The organism is Micromonospora sp. WMMD754 (assembly GCF_049315235.1).
Classification (GTDB): domain Bacteria; phylum Actinomycetota; class Actinomycetes; order Mycobacteriales; family Micromonosporaceae; genus Micromonospora; species Micromonospora sediminicola.
The window spans coordinates 4,262,643-4,276,458 of sequence record NZ_CP186058.1; the positions used below are offsets into that span (position 1 = coordinate 4,262,643).

At 74.8% G+C, this 13,816-nt stretch carries 17 protein-coding genes; 5 read left to right on the top strand and 12 right to left on the bottom strand.

Annotated features, from left to right (window positions below):
* Nucleotides 1–6: 6 nt before the first annotated feature.
* Complete coding sequence (locus tag ACN27B_RS20570; RefSeq protein ID WP_099161624.1) at nt 7–786, bottom strand: helix-turn-helix transcriptional regulator; 780 nt, start codon at nt 784–786, stop codon at nt 7–9.
* A 105-nt stretch (nt 787–891) separates the two neighbouring features.
* On the opposite strand from ACN27B_RS20570, the gene ACN27B_RS20575 reads away from it, so the two are divergent.
* Nucleotides 892–1,392 carry a metallophosphoesterase family protein gene (locus ACN27B_RS20575; protein WP_422741297.1) on the top strand — a complete coding sequence of 167 codons (501 nt, stop codon included), beginning with the start codon at nt 892–894 and terminating at the stop codon, nt 1,390–1,392.
* Between the two features lie 2 nt (nt 1,393–1,394).
* On the opposite strand, the gene ACN27B_RS20580 is transcribed toward ACN27B_RS20575, so the two are convergent.
* On the bottom strand, nt 1,395–1,601 hold the full coding sequence (locus ACN27B_RS20580; RefSeq protein WP_099164667.1) for a DUF3072 domain-containing protein: 207 nt from the start codon (nt 1,599–1,601) through the stop codon (nt 1,395–1,397).
* An 80-nt stretch (nt 1,602–1,681) separates the two neighbouring features.
* On the opposite strand from ACN27B_RS20580, the gene ACN27B_RS20585 reads away from it, so the two are divergent.
* Nucleotides 1,682–2,647: an NAD(P)/FAD-dependent oxidoreductase gene (locus ACN27B_RS20585; RefSeq protein ID WP_396821231.1), complete on the top strand. Its 966-nt coding sequence runs from the start codon at nt 1,682–1,684 to the stop codon at nt 2,645–2,647.
* Nucleotides 2,648–2,658: 11 nt separating this feature from the next.
* Here the strand turns inward: ACN27B_RS20585 and ACN27B_RS20590 are convergent, their stop codons facing one another.
* The 3 genes from ACN27B_RS20590 to ACN27B_RS20600 all read right to left on the bottom strand — a co-directional run bounded on the left by ACN27B_RS20590 (nt 2,659) and on the right by ACN27B_RS20600 (nt 6,898).
* Nucleotides 2,659–3,954: a cation:proton antiporter gene (locus ACN27B_RS20590; RefSeq protein ID WP_099161621.1), complete on the bottom strand. Its 1,296-nt coding sequence runs from the start codon at nt 3,952–3,954 to the stop codon at nt 2,659–2,661.
* A 100-nt stretch (nt 3,955–4,054) separates the two neighbouring features.
* Nucleotides 4,055–4,732 carry an HAD family hydrolase gene (locus ACN27B_RS20595; protein ID WP_099161620.1) on the bottom strand — a complete coding sequence of 226 codons (678 nt, stop codon included), beginning with the start codon at nt 4,730–4,732 and terminating at the stop codon, nt 4,055–4,057.
* A 9-nt stretch (nt 4,733–4,741) separates the two neighbouring features.
* Nucleotides 4,742–6,898, bottom strand: coding sequence for an ATP-binding SpoIIE family protein phosphatase (locus ACN27B_RS20600; RefSeq protein WP_422741298.1), 2,157 nt, complete (start codon nt 6,896–6,898; stop codon nt 4,742–4,744).
* A 200-nt stretch (nt 6,899–7,098) separates the two neighbouring features.
* Here ACN27B_RS20600 and ACN27B_RS20605 point away from each other — a divergent pair, with 200 nt between their 5' ends.
* Nucleotides 7,099–7,956 carry a mechanosensitive ion channel family protein gene (locus ACN27B_RS20605; RefSeq protein ID WP_099161618.1) on the top strand — a complete coding sequence of 286 codons (858 nt, stop codon included), beginning with the start codon at nt 7,099–7,101 and terminating at the stop codon, nt 7,954–7,956.
* Nucleotides 7,957–8,013: 57 nt separating this feature from the next.
* On the opposite strand, the gene ACN27B_RS20610 is transcribed toward ACN27B_RS20605, so the two are convergent.
* Nucleotides 8,014–8,376, bottom strand: a complete 363-nt coding sequence (locus ACN27B_RS20610; RefSeq protein WP_099161617.1) for a DUF6401 family natural product biosynthesis protein — start codon at nt 8,374–8,376, stop codon at nt 8,014–8,016.
* Between the two features lie 162 nt (nt 8,377–8,538).
* Here ACN27B_RS20610 and ACN27B_RS20615 point away from each other — a divergent pair, with 162 nt between their 5' ends.
* Entirely contained in the window at nt 8,539–8,979 is a 441-nt protein-coding gene (locus tag ACN27B_RS20615; RefSeq protein ID WP_099161616.1) for a hypothetical protein, read from the top strand.
* Between the two features lie 7 nt (nt 8,980–8,986).
* Here ACN27B_RS20615 and ACN27B_RS20620 read toward each other — a convergent pair whose 3' ends face one another.
* The 5 genes from ACN27B_RS20620 to ACN27B_RS20640 all read right to left on the bottom strand — a co-directional run bounded on the left by ACN27B_RS20620 (nt 8,987) and on the right by ACN27B_RS20640 (nt 11,726).
* Nucleotides 8,987–9,199, bottom strand: a complete 213-nt coding sequence (locus ACN27B_RS20620) for a hypothetical protein (RefSeq protein WP_091578338.1) — start codon at nt 9,197–9,199, stop codon at nt 8,987–8,989.
* 160 nt (nt 9,200–9,359) lie between these two features.
* The gene (locus ACN27B_RS20625) at nt 9,360–9,623 is read right to left on the bottom strand and encodes a hypothetical protein (RefSeq protein ID WP_091578336.1); all 264 of its coding nucleotides are present in this window, start codon (nt 9,621–9,623) and stop codon (nt 9,360–9,362) included.
* A gap of 108 nt (nt 9,624–9,731) precedes the next feature.
* On the bottom strand, nt 9,732–10,193 hold the full coding sequence (locus ACN27B_RS20630) for an SRPBCC family protein (RefSeq protein WP_091578334.1): 462 nt from the start codon (nt 10,191–10,193) through the stop codon (nt 9,732–9,734).
* A 55-nt stretch (nt 10,194–10,248) separates the two neighbouring features.
* A complete protein-coding gene (locus ACN27B_RS20635) occupies nt 10,249–10,665 on the bottom strand; it encodes a DUF2795 domain-containing protein (protein ID WP_099164666.1) in 417 nt (138 codons plus the stop codon).
* Between the two features lie 86 nt (nt 10,666–10,751).
* Entirely contained in the window at nt 10,752–11,726 is a 975-nt protein-coding gene (locus tag ACN27B_RS20640; protein ID WP_422741299.1) for a YihY/virulence factor BrkB family protein, read from the bottom strand.
* A gap of 143 nt (nt 11,727–11,869) precedes the next feature.
* Here ACN27B_RS20640 and ACN27B_RS20645 point away from each other — a divergent pair, with 143 nt between their 5' ends.
* Nucleotides 11,870–12,274 carry a ChaB family protein gene (locus tag ACN27B_RS20645; RefSeq protein ID WP_091583766.1) on the top strand — a complete coding sequence of 135 codons (405 nt, stop codon included), beginning with the start codon at nt 11,870–11,872 and terminating at the stop codon, nt 12,272–12,274.
* A gap of 60 nt (nt 12,275–12,334) precedes the next feature.
* Here ACN27B_RS20645 and ACN27B_RS20650 read toward each other — a convergent pair whose 3' ends face one another.
* Nucleotides 12,335–13,768, bottom strand: a complete 1,434-nt coding sequence (locus ACN27B_RS20650) for an aldehyde dehydrogenase family protein (protein ID WP_422741300.1) — start codon at nt 13,766–13,768, stop codon at nt 12,335–12,337.
* Nucleotides 13,769–13,816: the final 48 nt, after the last annotated feature.

Genomic DNA, 13,816 nt, shown 5'->3' on the forward strand with positions numbered 1-13,816 from the left:
CGGCGCTCAGGCCGCCGCCGCGGCGCGCAACGCGGCGGCGGTGGCGTCGTCGCCGGGCAGGAACGTCTCGATGGACAGCTCCTCCACGGTGACGTCGAGCGGGGTGCCGAAGGTGGACACCGTGCTGAGCAGGGTCAACACGCCGTCGCCGTGCCGCAGTCGCAGCGGCACCACCACGTCACCCGGCCCCGGCTCGACCGGTTCGGGCCCGGCCCCGCCCGGGTAGCCGCGCAGCTCGTCGAGGAGCGCGGTGAGATCGGGGTCGGCGGTGAGCTGCGCCTGCCGGCGCAGCCGGGCCAGCAGGTGCGCCCGCCACTGCCCGAGGTTGAGCACCCGGGGCGCCAGCCCGTCCGGGTGCAGGGTCAGCCGCAGCGCGTTCACCGGCGGCCGCAGCAGGTGGGGCGCCGCGCCGGCGGTGAGCACCGGCACCGCCGCGTTGCCGTCGACCAGCCGCCACCGTCGGTCCACCGCCACCGCGGGCCAGGGTTCGTGCGCCCGCAGCACCAGTCGGACCGCCGCGCGGACCCGGCTCAGCTCGGGGGAGTCGAGGGCGCGTCGGGGGTAGACCGGCGCGTAGCCGGCGGCGAGCAGCAGCTGGTCGCGGTCGCGCAGCGGCACGTCCAGGTGCTCGGCCAGCCGGAGCACCATCTGCCGGCTGGGCGCGGAGCGCCCGGTCTCCAGGAAGCTCAGGTGCCGGGGGGAGATCTCCGCCTCGTGGGCGAGCGCGAGCTGACTGAGCCGCCGCCGGGTCCGCCACTCCCGCAGCAGCCCGCCGACCTCGCCCACCCCCTCATCCTAGGCCCACCGGCCCCGGGGGTTGATCAACGAGACCGCGTCGTCGCGCACTCCTTGATCGCGGTCCGGTGGCGAGGGGTGGGGGAGGATGGGGGGATGGACCTGGTGATCATGGCGGACACGCACGTGCCGAAGCGGGCGAAGGACCTGCCGGCCGCGCTGTGGGCGGCGGTCGACGCGGCCGACGTGGTGCTGCACGCCGGCGACTGGGTGGACGAGTCGCTGCTGGACGCCCTGGAGGCCCGGTCCCGCCGGCTGGTCGGCGTGTACGGCAACAACGACGGCCCGCCGCTGCGCGCCCGGCTGCCCGAGGTGGCCCGGGTCGAGCTGGACGGGCTGCGGGTCGCGGTGGTGCACGAGACCGGCCCGAAGACCCGCCGCGAGGAGCGCTGCGCCGCCGCGTACGGCGACCGCGACCTGCTGGTGTTCGGCCACTCGCACATCCCGTGGGACAGCGTCGCGCCGGGCGGGCCGCGTCTGCTCAACCCGGGCTCCCCGACCGACCGGCGGGCCCAGCCGTACGCGACCTATCTGACCGCGCGGGTGGCGGCGGGGCGGCTCGACCGGGTCGAGCTGCACCGCCTGCCCCCGCGCTGACCTCAGCGCCCCCGGCCGGTCTCCGCCTGGAGCTCGTCGATCCGGCGGGACGCCTCGGCCTTGGTCAGCCCGTCCGGCACCGGCTCGCCCGCCTCCTGGGCCAGGGTGTGCAGGTAGGACTCCTGGGCCGCGGTCGGCGGCTCGTCGCCGGTCACCCAGTCGTCCGGGTCCTTGACGGCGGCGTCCGGGTTGTTGTTGCGGTCGGTCATGCTGATCACCTCTCCTCGAACAGGTGTTCCACTACCCCCGTGCCGGCCGGTTCATGCCGTCCGCCGCCTACGATCACGACATGACGGCGGACCGGGCGGGTGTGGTGGTGGTCGGCGCGGGGATCGCCGGGGTGGCGTGCGCGACCGAGCTGGTCCGCGCCGGCGTGCCGGTGGAGGTCCGGGAGCGCGGTCGGGTGACCGGCGGGCGGATGGCCAGCAAGCGCTTCGACGGCCGCCCCGCCGACCTGGGCGCCGCCTACTTCACCGTCGACGATCCGGACTTCGCCGCCGTGGTCGCCGACTGGCAGGCCGCCGGGCTGGTGCGGGAGTGGACCGACACCCTGGTCGCGTACGGGCCGCGCGGGCGCGAGGAGGTGACCGGCCCGGTGCGCTGGGCCGCCCCGCGCGGGCTGCGCTCGCTCGTCGAACACCTGGCCGCCGACCTTCCGGTGACCCACGACCGGCTGGTCATGACCGTCGAGCCGGGACCCCGGGTGGACGGGCGGGCGGCCGAGGCGGTGGTGCTCGCCATGCCCGGGCCGCAGGCCGCCCTGCTGCTGGACCCGGCGTTCGCCGAGGCCACCCGGGCGGTGGCGGCGCAACGCTGGGCGTCCACGCTCTCCGCCGTGCTGCACTTCCCGTCCCGTCGCTGGCCCGACTTCCGGGGCGCGTTCGTCAACGACCACCCGGTGCTGAGCCTGGTCTGCGACGACGGCGACCGGCGCGGCGACGGGGCCCCGGTGCTGGTCGCGCACACCACCGCCGAGTTCGCCGCCGGGCACCTGCTCCAACCCACCGCCGCCCGGCCGGCCGTCGAACAGGCGGTGCGGGACCTGCTCGGCCTGCCCGAGCCGGCCATGTCGACCCACGTGCACCGGTGGACGTACGCCCGGCCGGTGCGGGTGGCCGAGGGCGGGACGTACCACCTGGACGCCGACGGGATCGGTCTGGCCGGCGACGCGTTCGGGCGGCCCCGGGTGCAGAGCGCCTGGCGGTCCGGCCGGGACCTGGGTCGCGCGCTCGCCGACCGGTTGCGCGCCGGCTGACCCCGGGCGGGTCAGCCCCGGGCGCCGTCGAGCACCGGCTGCGCGGCCCGGCCCTCCTCCGCGCCGTCGCGGGTACGCTCGCCGGCCCGGTCCAGCAGCTGCATCACCGGGGTCGCGGCGACGCCGTGCACCACCACCGAGACCACCACCACCAGGCCGACGGTGGCCCAGAGCAGTTCCGCCTGCGGGAAGTCGGTCTTGCTGGTGGCGTACGCCAGGTAGTAGAACGACCCGACACCGCGGATGCCGAACAGCGAGATCACCCAGTGCTCGGTGGCGCAGCCCGGCGCGCCCCGCAGCGACAGCCAGCCGGCCAGCGGCCGGATCACCAGCACCAGGGCCAGCCCGACCAGCGCCGCCGGCCAGGTGAGCGGGGCGAGCAGACCGGTGGCCACGGCGCCGCCGAAGAGCAGCAGCAACAACACGGTGAGCAGCCGCTCCACCTGCTCGGCGAAGTCGTGCAGCACCGAGTGGAACTCGTGGGTGCGCTCGGCGGCCCGGATCGCCCGCGCGGCCACGAACACGGCCAGGAAGCCGTAGCCGCCGACCACCTCGACCAGCCCGTACGCGAGGAACGTCGCGGCCAGGGCGAGGAAGCCCTCGGAGTGCCGGGCCAGCCGCAGCGTGCTCGGGGCGCGGAAGAACAGCTTGCCGAGCAACCAGCCGACCAGCAGCCCGCCGCCCACACCGACGGCGAGCTTGTAGACCACGTCGACGCTCAGCCAGTGGACCAGCCAGTCCGAGGGGGCGAGGCTGGTGGTGGCGATCGCGATGGCGGCGTAGACGAACGGGAAGGCCAGGCCGTCGTTGAGGCCCGCCTCGGAGGTGAGCGCGAAGCGCACCTCGTCCTCCGAGTCCTCCGCGTCGGTCGGCTCGCCCACCTGCACGTCCGAGGCGAGCACCGGGTCGGTCGGGGCGAGCGCCGCGCCGAGCAGCAGCGCCGCCGCGGGCACCAGGCCGGCCCACCACCAGCCGAGCAGCGCGACGGCGGCGATGCACAGCGGCATGGCGATGGCCAACAGCCGCCAGGTCGACGACCAGCGGGCCCAGCTCAACGGCCGGTCGATCTTCAGGCCGGCGCCCATCAGGGCGACGATGACTCCCACCTCGGTGAGGTGGGTGGTCAACTCCGGTGAGCGCAGCGGATCCGGCGTGGGCAGCCCGGTCGGCAGCAGGAAGACCAGCATGCCCAGCCCGAGGAACGCGATCGGCATGGACAGCGGTCGCTTCTCCAGCATCCGGGGCAGGATCCCCGCCAGCAGCGCACCGACGCCCAGCAGAGCGAACGCGACATCGACCGGTTCCACGGCACCACCTTTCGGCCGCCCGTGGGCCGGGCGGTGGTGCCAGCAGTGCCCCGTCGGGGGTCGGGCTAAGCCTGGCGGTGCGGCCGAGTTCGGCGGCGGTTCAGCCGAGGGTGCCGATCGCGCTCTCGGGCAGGGCGTCCAGCAGGTCCGCCGGGTCCTCGTACACCGCCACCGCCCCGGCGCCGGCCAGCTCGGCGCGGCCGGTGCCGCCGCAGGTCAGGCCGATGCAGGGGATGTCCAGTTTGCCGGCGGCGGCCACGTCCCAGACCGAGTCGCCGACGAAGACCACCCGGTCGGCGGTCAGCCCGGACTGGTCCAGCGCCGCCTCGAGGATGTCCGGCGCCGGCTTGCTCTCCTGCGCGTCGGCGGAGGACGTGACCGTGTCGATCACCTCGTCGGCGTCCAGCGCGGCGCGCAGCGCGGTCACCTCGTGCGCGGCGGCCGAGGTGGCCAGCACCACCCGCAACCCGCGCTCCGCGCAGGCGTGCAGCAGCTCCCGCGCCCGGGGCAACGGCGCCAGCCGCTCCCAGTACTCGGCGTAGAGCGCGTCGTGCGCGTCGCGCAGCCGGCCGTCGGCGTCACGGTCCCGTTCGGCGCCGAGCAGGTGGTCGAGGAGTTTGTCCGAGCCCATGCCGATGGACCGGTGGATCCGGGCCATCGGCACCCGGTGGTCGGCCTGACGCAGCGCCTCCCACCAGCTCACCGTGTGCAGGTAGGTGGAGTCGATCAGGGTGCCGTCCACGTCGAAGAGGACGCCGCGGCGCGTGTCGTCGGCCATGGGTGCCTCCTACCCCGCCGCGGCGGCGTCGACGCGTGACCCGCCCCCGGGGATGAGGATCTCGAACCAGACCGTCGAACCCCGCACCGTCGGGTCGGTGCCCCAGGCGTCGCTCAGCTCCTCGATCAGGCCGAGCCCACGGCCACGGCTGCTCAGCGTGTCGGTCTGGGCCCGGGTGACCTGCCCCCGGGTGCCGGAGTCGGCGACCGAGACCAGCAGGCGTTCCGCGCTGAGGTCGATCTCCACCCGGGCGGCGGTGCCGGCGTGCAGCAGCGCGTTGGTGGTCAGCTCGCTGGTGCAGAGCACCGCGGCGCCGACCACCGCCTCGGGGACCTGCCACTCGGTGAGCTGGGCGGTCAGCCAGTGCCGGACCCGGCTCGGCGCGGTCGGCTCGGCCGGCACCTCCATGCCGGCCGACCGGCTGGGCCGGACCGCGTGCTCCACCGCCAGCACGGCCACGTCGTCCTCGGTCGCGCCCGGCACGGCGGCGGTCGCGACCGCGCACAGCGCGCGGGGGTCGCCACTGCTCGCGGCGCTCACCGCCGCGCCCAGCCCGGCCAGCCCGCTCGCCAGGTCCTGCCAGCGTCGTTCCACCACCCCGTCGCTGTAGAGCAGCAGCGTGTCGCCGGGACGGAACGGCACGGTGACCGTCCGGGCCCGGCCGCCGAGGCCCAGCGGCGGGCCGGGTGGCACCTCGACGAACTCGGCGTCGGCGTCGGGACCGCCGCGCCGGATCAGCGGCGCGGGATGACCGGCGCTGCTCAGCGTGAGCACCTCGCGGTCCACGTCGACCACGCCGAACACCACGGTCACGAAGAGCTCGTGCGTGCCGCCCTCGGTGCCGAGACTCCCGACCAGCCGGTCCAGCCCGCCGAGCACCGCGTCCGGGCGGGAGTCGGACAGGGCGAGCGCGCGCAGCGCGGCGCGTACCTGACCCATCCGGGCGGCGGCCTGCACGTCGTGGCCGGCCACGTCGCCGAGGACCACGCCCAGCGCGCCGGAGGGCAGCAGGAACGCGTCGTAGAAGTCGCCACCGGCGGCGTTGCCGTCGACGCCCGGTTCGTAGCGGGCGGCGATGCGCAGCCGGGGCAGGTCGGGCAGCTGCTCCGGCAGCATGCTGCGCTGCAACAACTGGGCGGTGCCGTGCTGGGTCTCGAACCGGCGGGCCCGTTCGGCGGCCTGGCCGATCAGCTCGGCCGACGCGGCGAGCAGCGCCCGTTCCGCCGGGGACCAGGGCCGCGGCGCCTGGTAGCCCACGGTGAGCGCGCCCCGGATCACCGAGGAGCGCAGCGGCAGCGCGGCGAGCGCCCGGATCTTCTCGTCGTGCCGGTCCGCCGCGACGTCGCGCAGCGGCTGCCCGTCGGCGGCGAACGAGGGCACACCGCTGCGCGCCGTCACCACCGCCGGCAGCGCCGAGTCGGCGCCGATCCGACGCCACAGCGGGGGCAGTCGCTCGTCGGCCTCGTCGAGCAGCTCACCCCGGATGCGCCGGACCAACCGCCACGCGGCGCCCTCGTCCACCGCGAGGGAGACCCGGTCGGCGTCGAACGAGTGCAGGCAGTAGCGCAGCGTCACCCGGGCCACGTCGTCCAACGTGAGCGTGCCGGAGAGCGCCGCGGCGAAGTCGCTCAGGCTCTGCAGCTGCTGGGTGAGCTGGGTGGTCTGCGCCGACACGGTGAGCACGCCGACGATGCGGCCGGTGGAGTCGCGGACCGGGGAGTGGCCGCGGGTGAACACGGCCGGCTCGGCCGGGCCCCCGCCCTGCCGGTCGGCCGGCAGCACCGCCTCCCGCTCCAGGAAGGGCTCGCCCCGCCGGTAGACGCGCTCCAGCGCCTCGCCGGCGCCGGCCTCCCGCCACACCTCGGCGAACACCTCCGCCGCCGGCCGGCCGAGCGCGTCCGGGTGGCGGTCGCCGATCAGCTCCGCGTACCCCTCGTTGTAGTGCAGGACGAGGTCGTCGCCGAGAAGCAGCGCCATCGGCACCGGCGAGTCCAGCACCACGTCCATCACGGCGCGGACCGCGGGGTCCCAGTTCTCCGGCGCGCCCAGCGGCGTGTCGGCCCACGGGTGGGCGGTCGCGGCGGCCGGCCCGGTGGCGACCGGGCCGGCGGGCGCTCCCGGAGTGGGGACGGAGGGCGTGGGAACCCGACCGACGGTGCCTGGCATGACCGCAGCCTAACCGGAGCGTGGCGGTCCGGTTCCGATCGTGTGGCCCGAGCCGCCCCCGGTCCTCGGGCGGCCGGACGTTAGTGCAGGTCAGGTCCGGTTCGGCAGGGCATGTCGGGAAATTGGCCGGGTCCGGCTCGGCGTGCTGCCGAGGTCATCGGGTATGCGGGCGGCGCAGTTCACGCGACAGGAGGGACATCATGCCGAAAACCCTCGCGGTCGGTCAGGTCGACATCGGTGCGGCCTGGACCGACTTCTGGAGGTCGGTGCTGCTCTTCGTACCGAGGGCCATCGCGTTCATCGCGATCCTCGTGGTGGGTTGGCTCATCGCCCGAGCCGTCCTCAAAATCGTGGACGCGGCACTGGAACGGGTCGGGTTCGACCGCGCCGTGGAACGCGGCGGGATCAAACGCGCCCTCGAACGCACCAGGTACGACGCCAGCGACATCCTGGCCAGACTGGCCTACTACGCGGTCCTGCTGTTCACCCTGCAGTTCGCCTTCGGCGTGTGGGGGCCCAACGCGATCAGCGACCTGATCCGTGGGGTGGTGTCCTGGCTGCCGCGGGCCTTCGTGGCGATCGTCATCGTGGTGATCGCCGCCGCCATCGCCAACGCCGTCCGGGACCTGGTCTCCGGCGCGCTCGGCGGGCTCTCGTACGGCCGGGTGCTGGCCGACGTGACCGCGATCTTCATCCTGGCGCTCGGCATCATCGCCGCGCTCAACCAGGTGGGCATCGCGACCACGGTGACCACACCGGTGCTCGTGGCCTTCCTCGCCACCGTGGCGGGCATCCTGATCGTGGGTGTCGGCGGTGGTCTGATCAAGCCGATGCAGGACCGCTGGGACGGCTGGCTGCACCGGGCCGCCGAGGAGTCCCGGGCGTTCCGGGAGCAGCGGCAGGCGCAGCAGGCGGGTCGCGGCGACTACGAGCGGCAGATGGCCGACCGGGGCGGACAGCCGACCCCGACCGGGCCGGAGTCGATGTCGGGGGCGGGCACCTACCGCTCCGGGCAGTCGGGCGACCAGACGCAGCAGTTCCGCCGGCCCAACGGCTGACGGAGGCGGATGACCGGGGTGTTCGCGGGGCGATCGCGGACACCCCGTCGCCGTGCCTCAGGCCAGGTGTCGCGGGTCCAGCGCGCGGGCCAGCAGGCAGACCGCGAGCAGGCGGGTGAGCAACCAGCCCGGCGCCGACCAGTCGACCGGCCCCTCCGGGGGCGTCCAGCCGTGCTCCGTCGCCGCGTCGCGCAGCCCCTCGGCATAGCCGGCGAGCGCCGCCACGCTCAGCGGCCGGCGGTCGCCGTGCAGGCTGTCGCGTACGCCGGCGGCGTGCTGGTCGACCTCGGCGAGCAGCCCGGGGTTCGCGAAGGCCGCGGCGAGCCCGGCGGTGCCGACGGCGGTGGTCAGCGTGGTGAGGGTCGACCGTGCGGCCACCGCCGCGGAGGGGGTCGCGACCCGGTTGTTCGGCACGCGCATGGTGACCGAGGCTAGCCCCGGCGGGAGCGGGGTGACCTCGGCCGACCGGCCGATGCCCGGATCGGCCGGGTGACCGGCGGTGTCGTCCGGCGGGATTGAGCCGCCCGTCCCGGGGCAGAAGGAAACCGCGCGGACGGCGCAGCGAGCCCGTGGAGGAACAGGATGGGACAGCCGCACGACGGACCGGACCGGGCGCACCGCCGCCCGGACGGGGTGAGTGACGCCACGGTCGAGGCGCTGGGCAAGCTCAGCGAGGCCCTGGAGTGCGTCGAGCGGGCCCGCGGCCACCTCTACGAACTGCACCAGCTGATCGGCCACGCCGACCTGATGCTGGACGACGCGGTGGAGCTGTTCCGCTCCGCCGGGCACCCGGCCCTCGCCGAGCGGATCGACCGCGACCTGCTCGGTCGCAACGTCATCGCCGGGCGGTGGACCTTCCAGATCGTCGAGGACTTCGACGACGGCTACTACGCGCTGTTCCGGGAGATGGACCGGCAGGCCCGGGACGACCTGGTCGGCGGTCGGCGGCACCTCTACGAGGCGGAGATGAAGGAGCGCCGCCGTACCCGGGGCCGGCCGGGGCACGAGGCGCGCCCGGCGTAGCGAGGAGTCAGTCCGAGGAGCGCGCGTCGGCCGGACGGCGGCGCGCGCCGTCGTCGGCGATGATCACGGTCGCGACCATCAACGCGACCACCAGGCTGAAGAGCCAGGAGCTGTCGTCGGTGAACTTCGCGGCGACCGGCGCCTGGACGGCGGCGAGCAGGAAGCCCAACCAGGCGAGGCGGCGCTGACGGGTGGAGAGGAAAGCGGAGCCCTGATCCATCCCGAAAGTCTTACGCGCCACGGGGGGAGTGCCGTCAGCCGTTCGGCCGATTCTGGATGGGCTGTCCGTTTTCCCGACCGCCCGTACCTCACTTTTTGTCGTTTCGGTCGAGCGTAGGGTGACCGGCTCCGGGTAGCTTCCGGCCCCCGGAGCCGGCGCCTCACATGGTGTCCGGCCCGGTCCGGCCGGTGGTCGACGGCCGGTACGCCCGGTCCGCGTCGGTCATCTCCCGCCGCTCGGCCTCCGGGCCGGCGCCCCGGTCCACCGCCTCGGGACCGTGGCCGAACGCGGCCTCCTCGCCGGCGTCGTTGCCGGTGGCGTCGTCGGCCTGGCCGTCCAGCGTCGACCGGGCGATCGCCTGGTCAAGCTCGTGCAGGGGAGTGCGGTCCTCGTCGCGCCACACGTGGCGGTCGTTGTCGGTCATTTCCCTGCGGTACCCGGGCGGAATGATCGCAAACGGCCGCCGGACAGCGTGATGGCCGCCGGGCGAGCCGGCGGCCATCGAAGCTTCGGTACGGGGGGAAGCGGGGACTCAGGGAGTCGGCCGGTCGACCTCACCGCGCCAGGCGCCGGTCTCCTGACCGCGCCGCTCGATGAACGTCTTGAACCGCGCCAGGTCGCCCTTGGCCCGGCGGTCGACCACGCCCAGCTTGTCGCCGGCCTGCTCGACCACGCCGTGCGGCTCGAACTCCATCTGCAGCGTGACCCGGGTGTGCCCCTCGTCCAGGCGGTGGAAGGTCACCACGCCGGCCTGCTGGGTGCCCCCGGTGGAGCGCCAGGCGACCCGCTCGTCCGGCAGCTGCTCGGTGATCTCGGCGTCGAACTCGCGCTTGACCCCCGCGATCTCCACGGTCCAGTGCGTCATCGTGTCGGAGAGCTGCCGGACCTCCTGCACGCCCTCCATGAAGTGCGGGAACTCCTCGAACTGGGTCCACTGGTCGTACGCGGTCCGGATCGGGACGTCCACGTCCACGTGTTCCATAACGCCGCTCATGTCGGGGTTCCTCCTGTTCCGCCGGTGTCGTGGTGCGGACCGTGGGCCGGTCCGCTCACCAGCGCGTCGTCTCGTTCTTGTGCCCGAGTGCGGCCCACACCTCGGAAACCGTCTGGTAACGCGTGCCCTCCGGCAGGCTCTCCAGCGCCGCGACGACGTCCGCGGGCGCCTCGTTCTCCCGGGCGTTGGCCACCAGCGTGTCGCGGTCGCCGGGCAGCGCCGCCATGCCGATGAACCGGCCGAGGCGGCTGCGCGCCTCCACGTCCTGGGAACTCATCCCCTGCGGAGCGCCGGTGCGCAGCTCTCCGGCCGGGGCCGTGGTGGCCTCGGGCTGGTCCTCGCCGGCCGGCTCGGGGACGCGGAACTCGTCGACCCGCGAGCCCCCGGTGCCCGGCCCCTGGACGAGACCGCTGACCTCGCTGCTCATCTGATCGTCGACCCTGGGCGAGTGCTTGCTGCTGCCACGTTCCATGCCCACAGACATGCCCCGGGGGATCGCCGGTAAACCGGCGCGGGTCGGGGGACCCGGTCACCCGGGGCGGAACCGGGCGGCCGGTCTCAGTCGGCCGGCGCGCGCGGCGGCAGCACCGGATCGGCCGGCTCGTCCACCCCGGCCTGCATCGCCCGGCCCCGTTGCAGCTCCGCGTTGACCTGCACGCCGAGCATCAACGCGCAGTTCGACAGATAGAGCCAGACCAGGAACGCGATCACCGCGCCGAGGCTGCCGTAGGTGACGTCGTAGGAACCGAAGTTGGCCACGTAGAGGCCGAAGCCGAAGGAGGACGCCACCCACACCAGCAGCGCCAGCGCGCCGCCGGGGGTGAGCCAGCGGAAACGGGGCTGACGCACGTTCGGCGCGATCCAGAACAGCAGCGACAGCAACGTCATCGCGACCAGGGCCAGCAGCGGCCACTTCGTCACCGACCAGGTGGTCCGGGCCAGGGCGCCGGCGTGCAGCAGGTCACCCACCGCGTCGGTGACCGGGCCGCTGACGATCAGCCCGGTCGCCACGACCGCGAGCAGCAGCAGGGTGATCGCGGCCATGCCGATCTGCAGCGGGCGCAGGCGGTAGAACGGCCGTCCCTCCTCGACCCCGTAGATCGCGTTGGAGGCCCGGGTGAACGCGCCGATGAAGCCCGAGGCGGACCAGAGCGCGCCGAGCAGACCGAAGCTCAGCAGCACCTTCGCCGACCCCTGCTGCTCGACCACGTTGCGCACCACGCCGACGAACGCGTCGTTGCCGACCACCGAGCCGGCGCCGATCTCGCGCGCCAAGTCGATCACGGTGTCCACCGTGCGCGGACCGTCGGAGACCAGCCCGACCAACGCCACCACCACGACCGTGGACGGGAAGAGCGCCAGCACCCCGTAGTAGGTGAGCGCGGCCGCCCAGTCGGCGCAGTTGTCCTTGACGAAGCCCTGGCCGCTGCGCACCAGCACGCCCCGCCAGGTGCGCCAGTTCAGTTGACGGATGCGTCGCGGGAAGCGGGACCGGGGCCGGTCACCGACCGCGGGTGGTGTCGTCGCCGTCATGACCGCCTCCTCCACGCGCCGGCCGCGCCACCGGGCGTGGCCCGGCGGTACCCCACGGCGGAAATCGACAAACCGTGCGCCGGTTTGTCCCCGGAGCGAAAGGGAACGACAGGGGACACCCGATCGAGACGGAGGTGGACGAGATGCCCGGGCGTGAGGTGCTGCCCAGCACGCTGAAGCGGTCCCCGGCCAAGGCGCAGCGGACCTGGGAGAAGACGCACGACTCGGCGGTCGAGACGTACGGCGAGGGGGAGCGGGCGCACCGCGCCGCCTTCGCCGCGGTCAAGCACGAGTTCGAGAAGGTCGGCGACCACTGGGAGCCGAAGGGCCGCAAGGGGCCGAGCGACAAGCAGGCCGCCGGCGGTGGACCGGCCCGCCGCGCGCCCACGGCCGGCGGCGTGGACGCCAACGCCACCAAGGACCACCTCATGGAGGTGGCGAAGAAGCTGGACGTGCGCGGCCGGTCGCGGATGACCAAGCCGGAGCTGGTGAAGGCGATCGAGAAGGCCAACGACACCGCCACCCGCAAGGCGCGCGGCGGTCGCTGAACCGCCACCGTACGACGTCGAGCCCGGGACCGCGCAGGTCCCGGGCTCGACGCTGTCGGCTCACCAGTGGCCGCCGCCCGGCGCCTCCAGGTGCACCACCTTCACCGTGCTGAACTCGTCGAGCAGCTCCGGGCCGTACCCGAAGCCCTGGCCGCTGCCCCGGCGCGGCTGGGCCGCGCCGCCCGGCGCGCCGCCGAATACCGCGTTGACCTTGACGGTGCCGACCGGCAGTTCCCGCCAGGCCCGCTGGGCGTGGCTCATCGAGCCGGTCAGCACGGTGGCCGCCAGACCGTACGGGGAGTCGGCCGCGCAGCGCAGCCCCTCGGTGAACGAGTCGACCACCACCACCGGGGCGACCGGGCCGAACGTCTCCTCGCGGACCAGCGCCATCTCGTGACGGCAGCCCTCCACCACAGTGGCCGGGTAGAACGCGCCCGGCCCGTCCGGGATCGTGCCGCCGGTGCGGACCCGGGCGCCCTCGGCGACCGCGGCGGTGACCTGCCCGTGCACGTGGTCCCGGTGCCGCCGGTCCACGAGCGGGCCGAGCTGCGTGTCGGGGTCACGGCCAGGTCCGGTGGCGAGCGCCTCGGCGCGGGCCACCAGCGCGTCGACGAAGTCCTCGGCGACGTCGCGGTGCACGTAGATCCGCTCCACCGCGACGCAGATCTGGCCGGCGTTGGCGAAGCAGCCCAGCGCCGCCTGCTCGGCGGCCCAGACCGGGTCGACGTCCGCGTCCACCACCAGCGGGTCGCTGCCGCCGTTCTCCAGCAGCACCTTCGCGCCGGTGCGCGCGCCGGCCGCGGCGATCGCCCGGCCGGTCGCGGTGGACCCGACGTGGGCCACCACGTCCAGCTCCTGACCGGCCAGCGCGGCGCCCACCTCCGCGCCGCCGGTGAGCAGCGACAGCACCCCGGCCGGCAACGCCGAGTCCAACGCCCGGGCCAGCAGCCACCCGGTGGCCGGGGTGCGCTCGCTCGGCTTGTGCAGCACCACGTTCCCGGTCACCAGCGCCGCGCCGAGCAGTCCGCAGGAGACCGCCACCGGGTCGTTCCAGGGGGTGATCGCGGCGACCACGCCGCGCGGCTCGGGAGCCATGAAGTCCAGCGCCGGGTGGCTGCCGTGCAGGGTCCGTCCGCCCCGCACCGGCGCCAGCTCGGCGTACTGTCGCAGCGTGCCGACGCCCGCCGCCACGCCGCCCCGCGCGTCGTCCAAGGGCTTGCCCATCTCCGCGGTGGTCGCCTCGGCGAGTTCCGCCGCGGCGGCCTCGACCGCGTCCGCCGCCCGGTGCAGCGCGGCGGCCCGTTCCGCCGGCGCGGTGGCCGCCCACTCCGCGGCGGCGCCCCGGGCGGCCTCGACCGCCTTGGCCACCTCGTCCGCCGTGGCCACCGGCGCCCGGGTCACGGGCGATCCGTCGGCCGGGTCGTGGACGACCAGTTCGCCGCCCTCGCCACCGGCGCCCCACACCCCACCTATCAGCTGCGCAACCGTGTACATGCGGCCATGGATGCCCCGGTCCGGGCGAGGCAAACGCGTTTCGCCCGG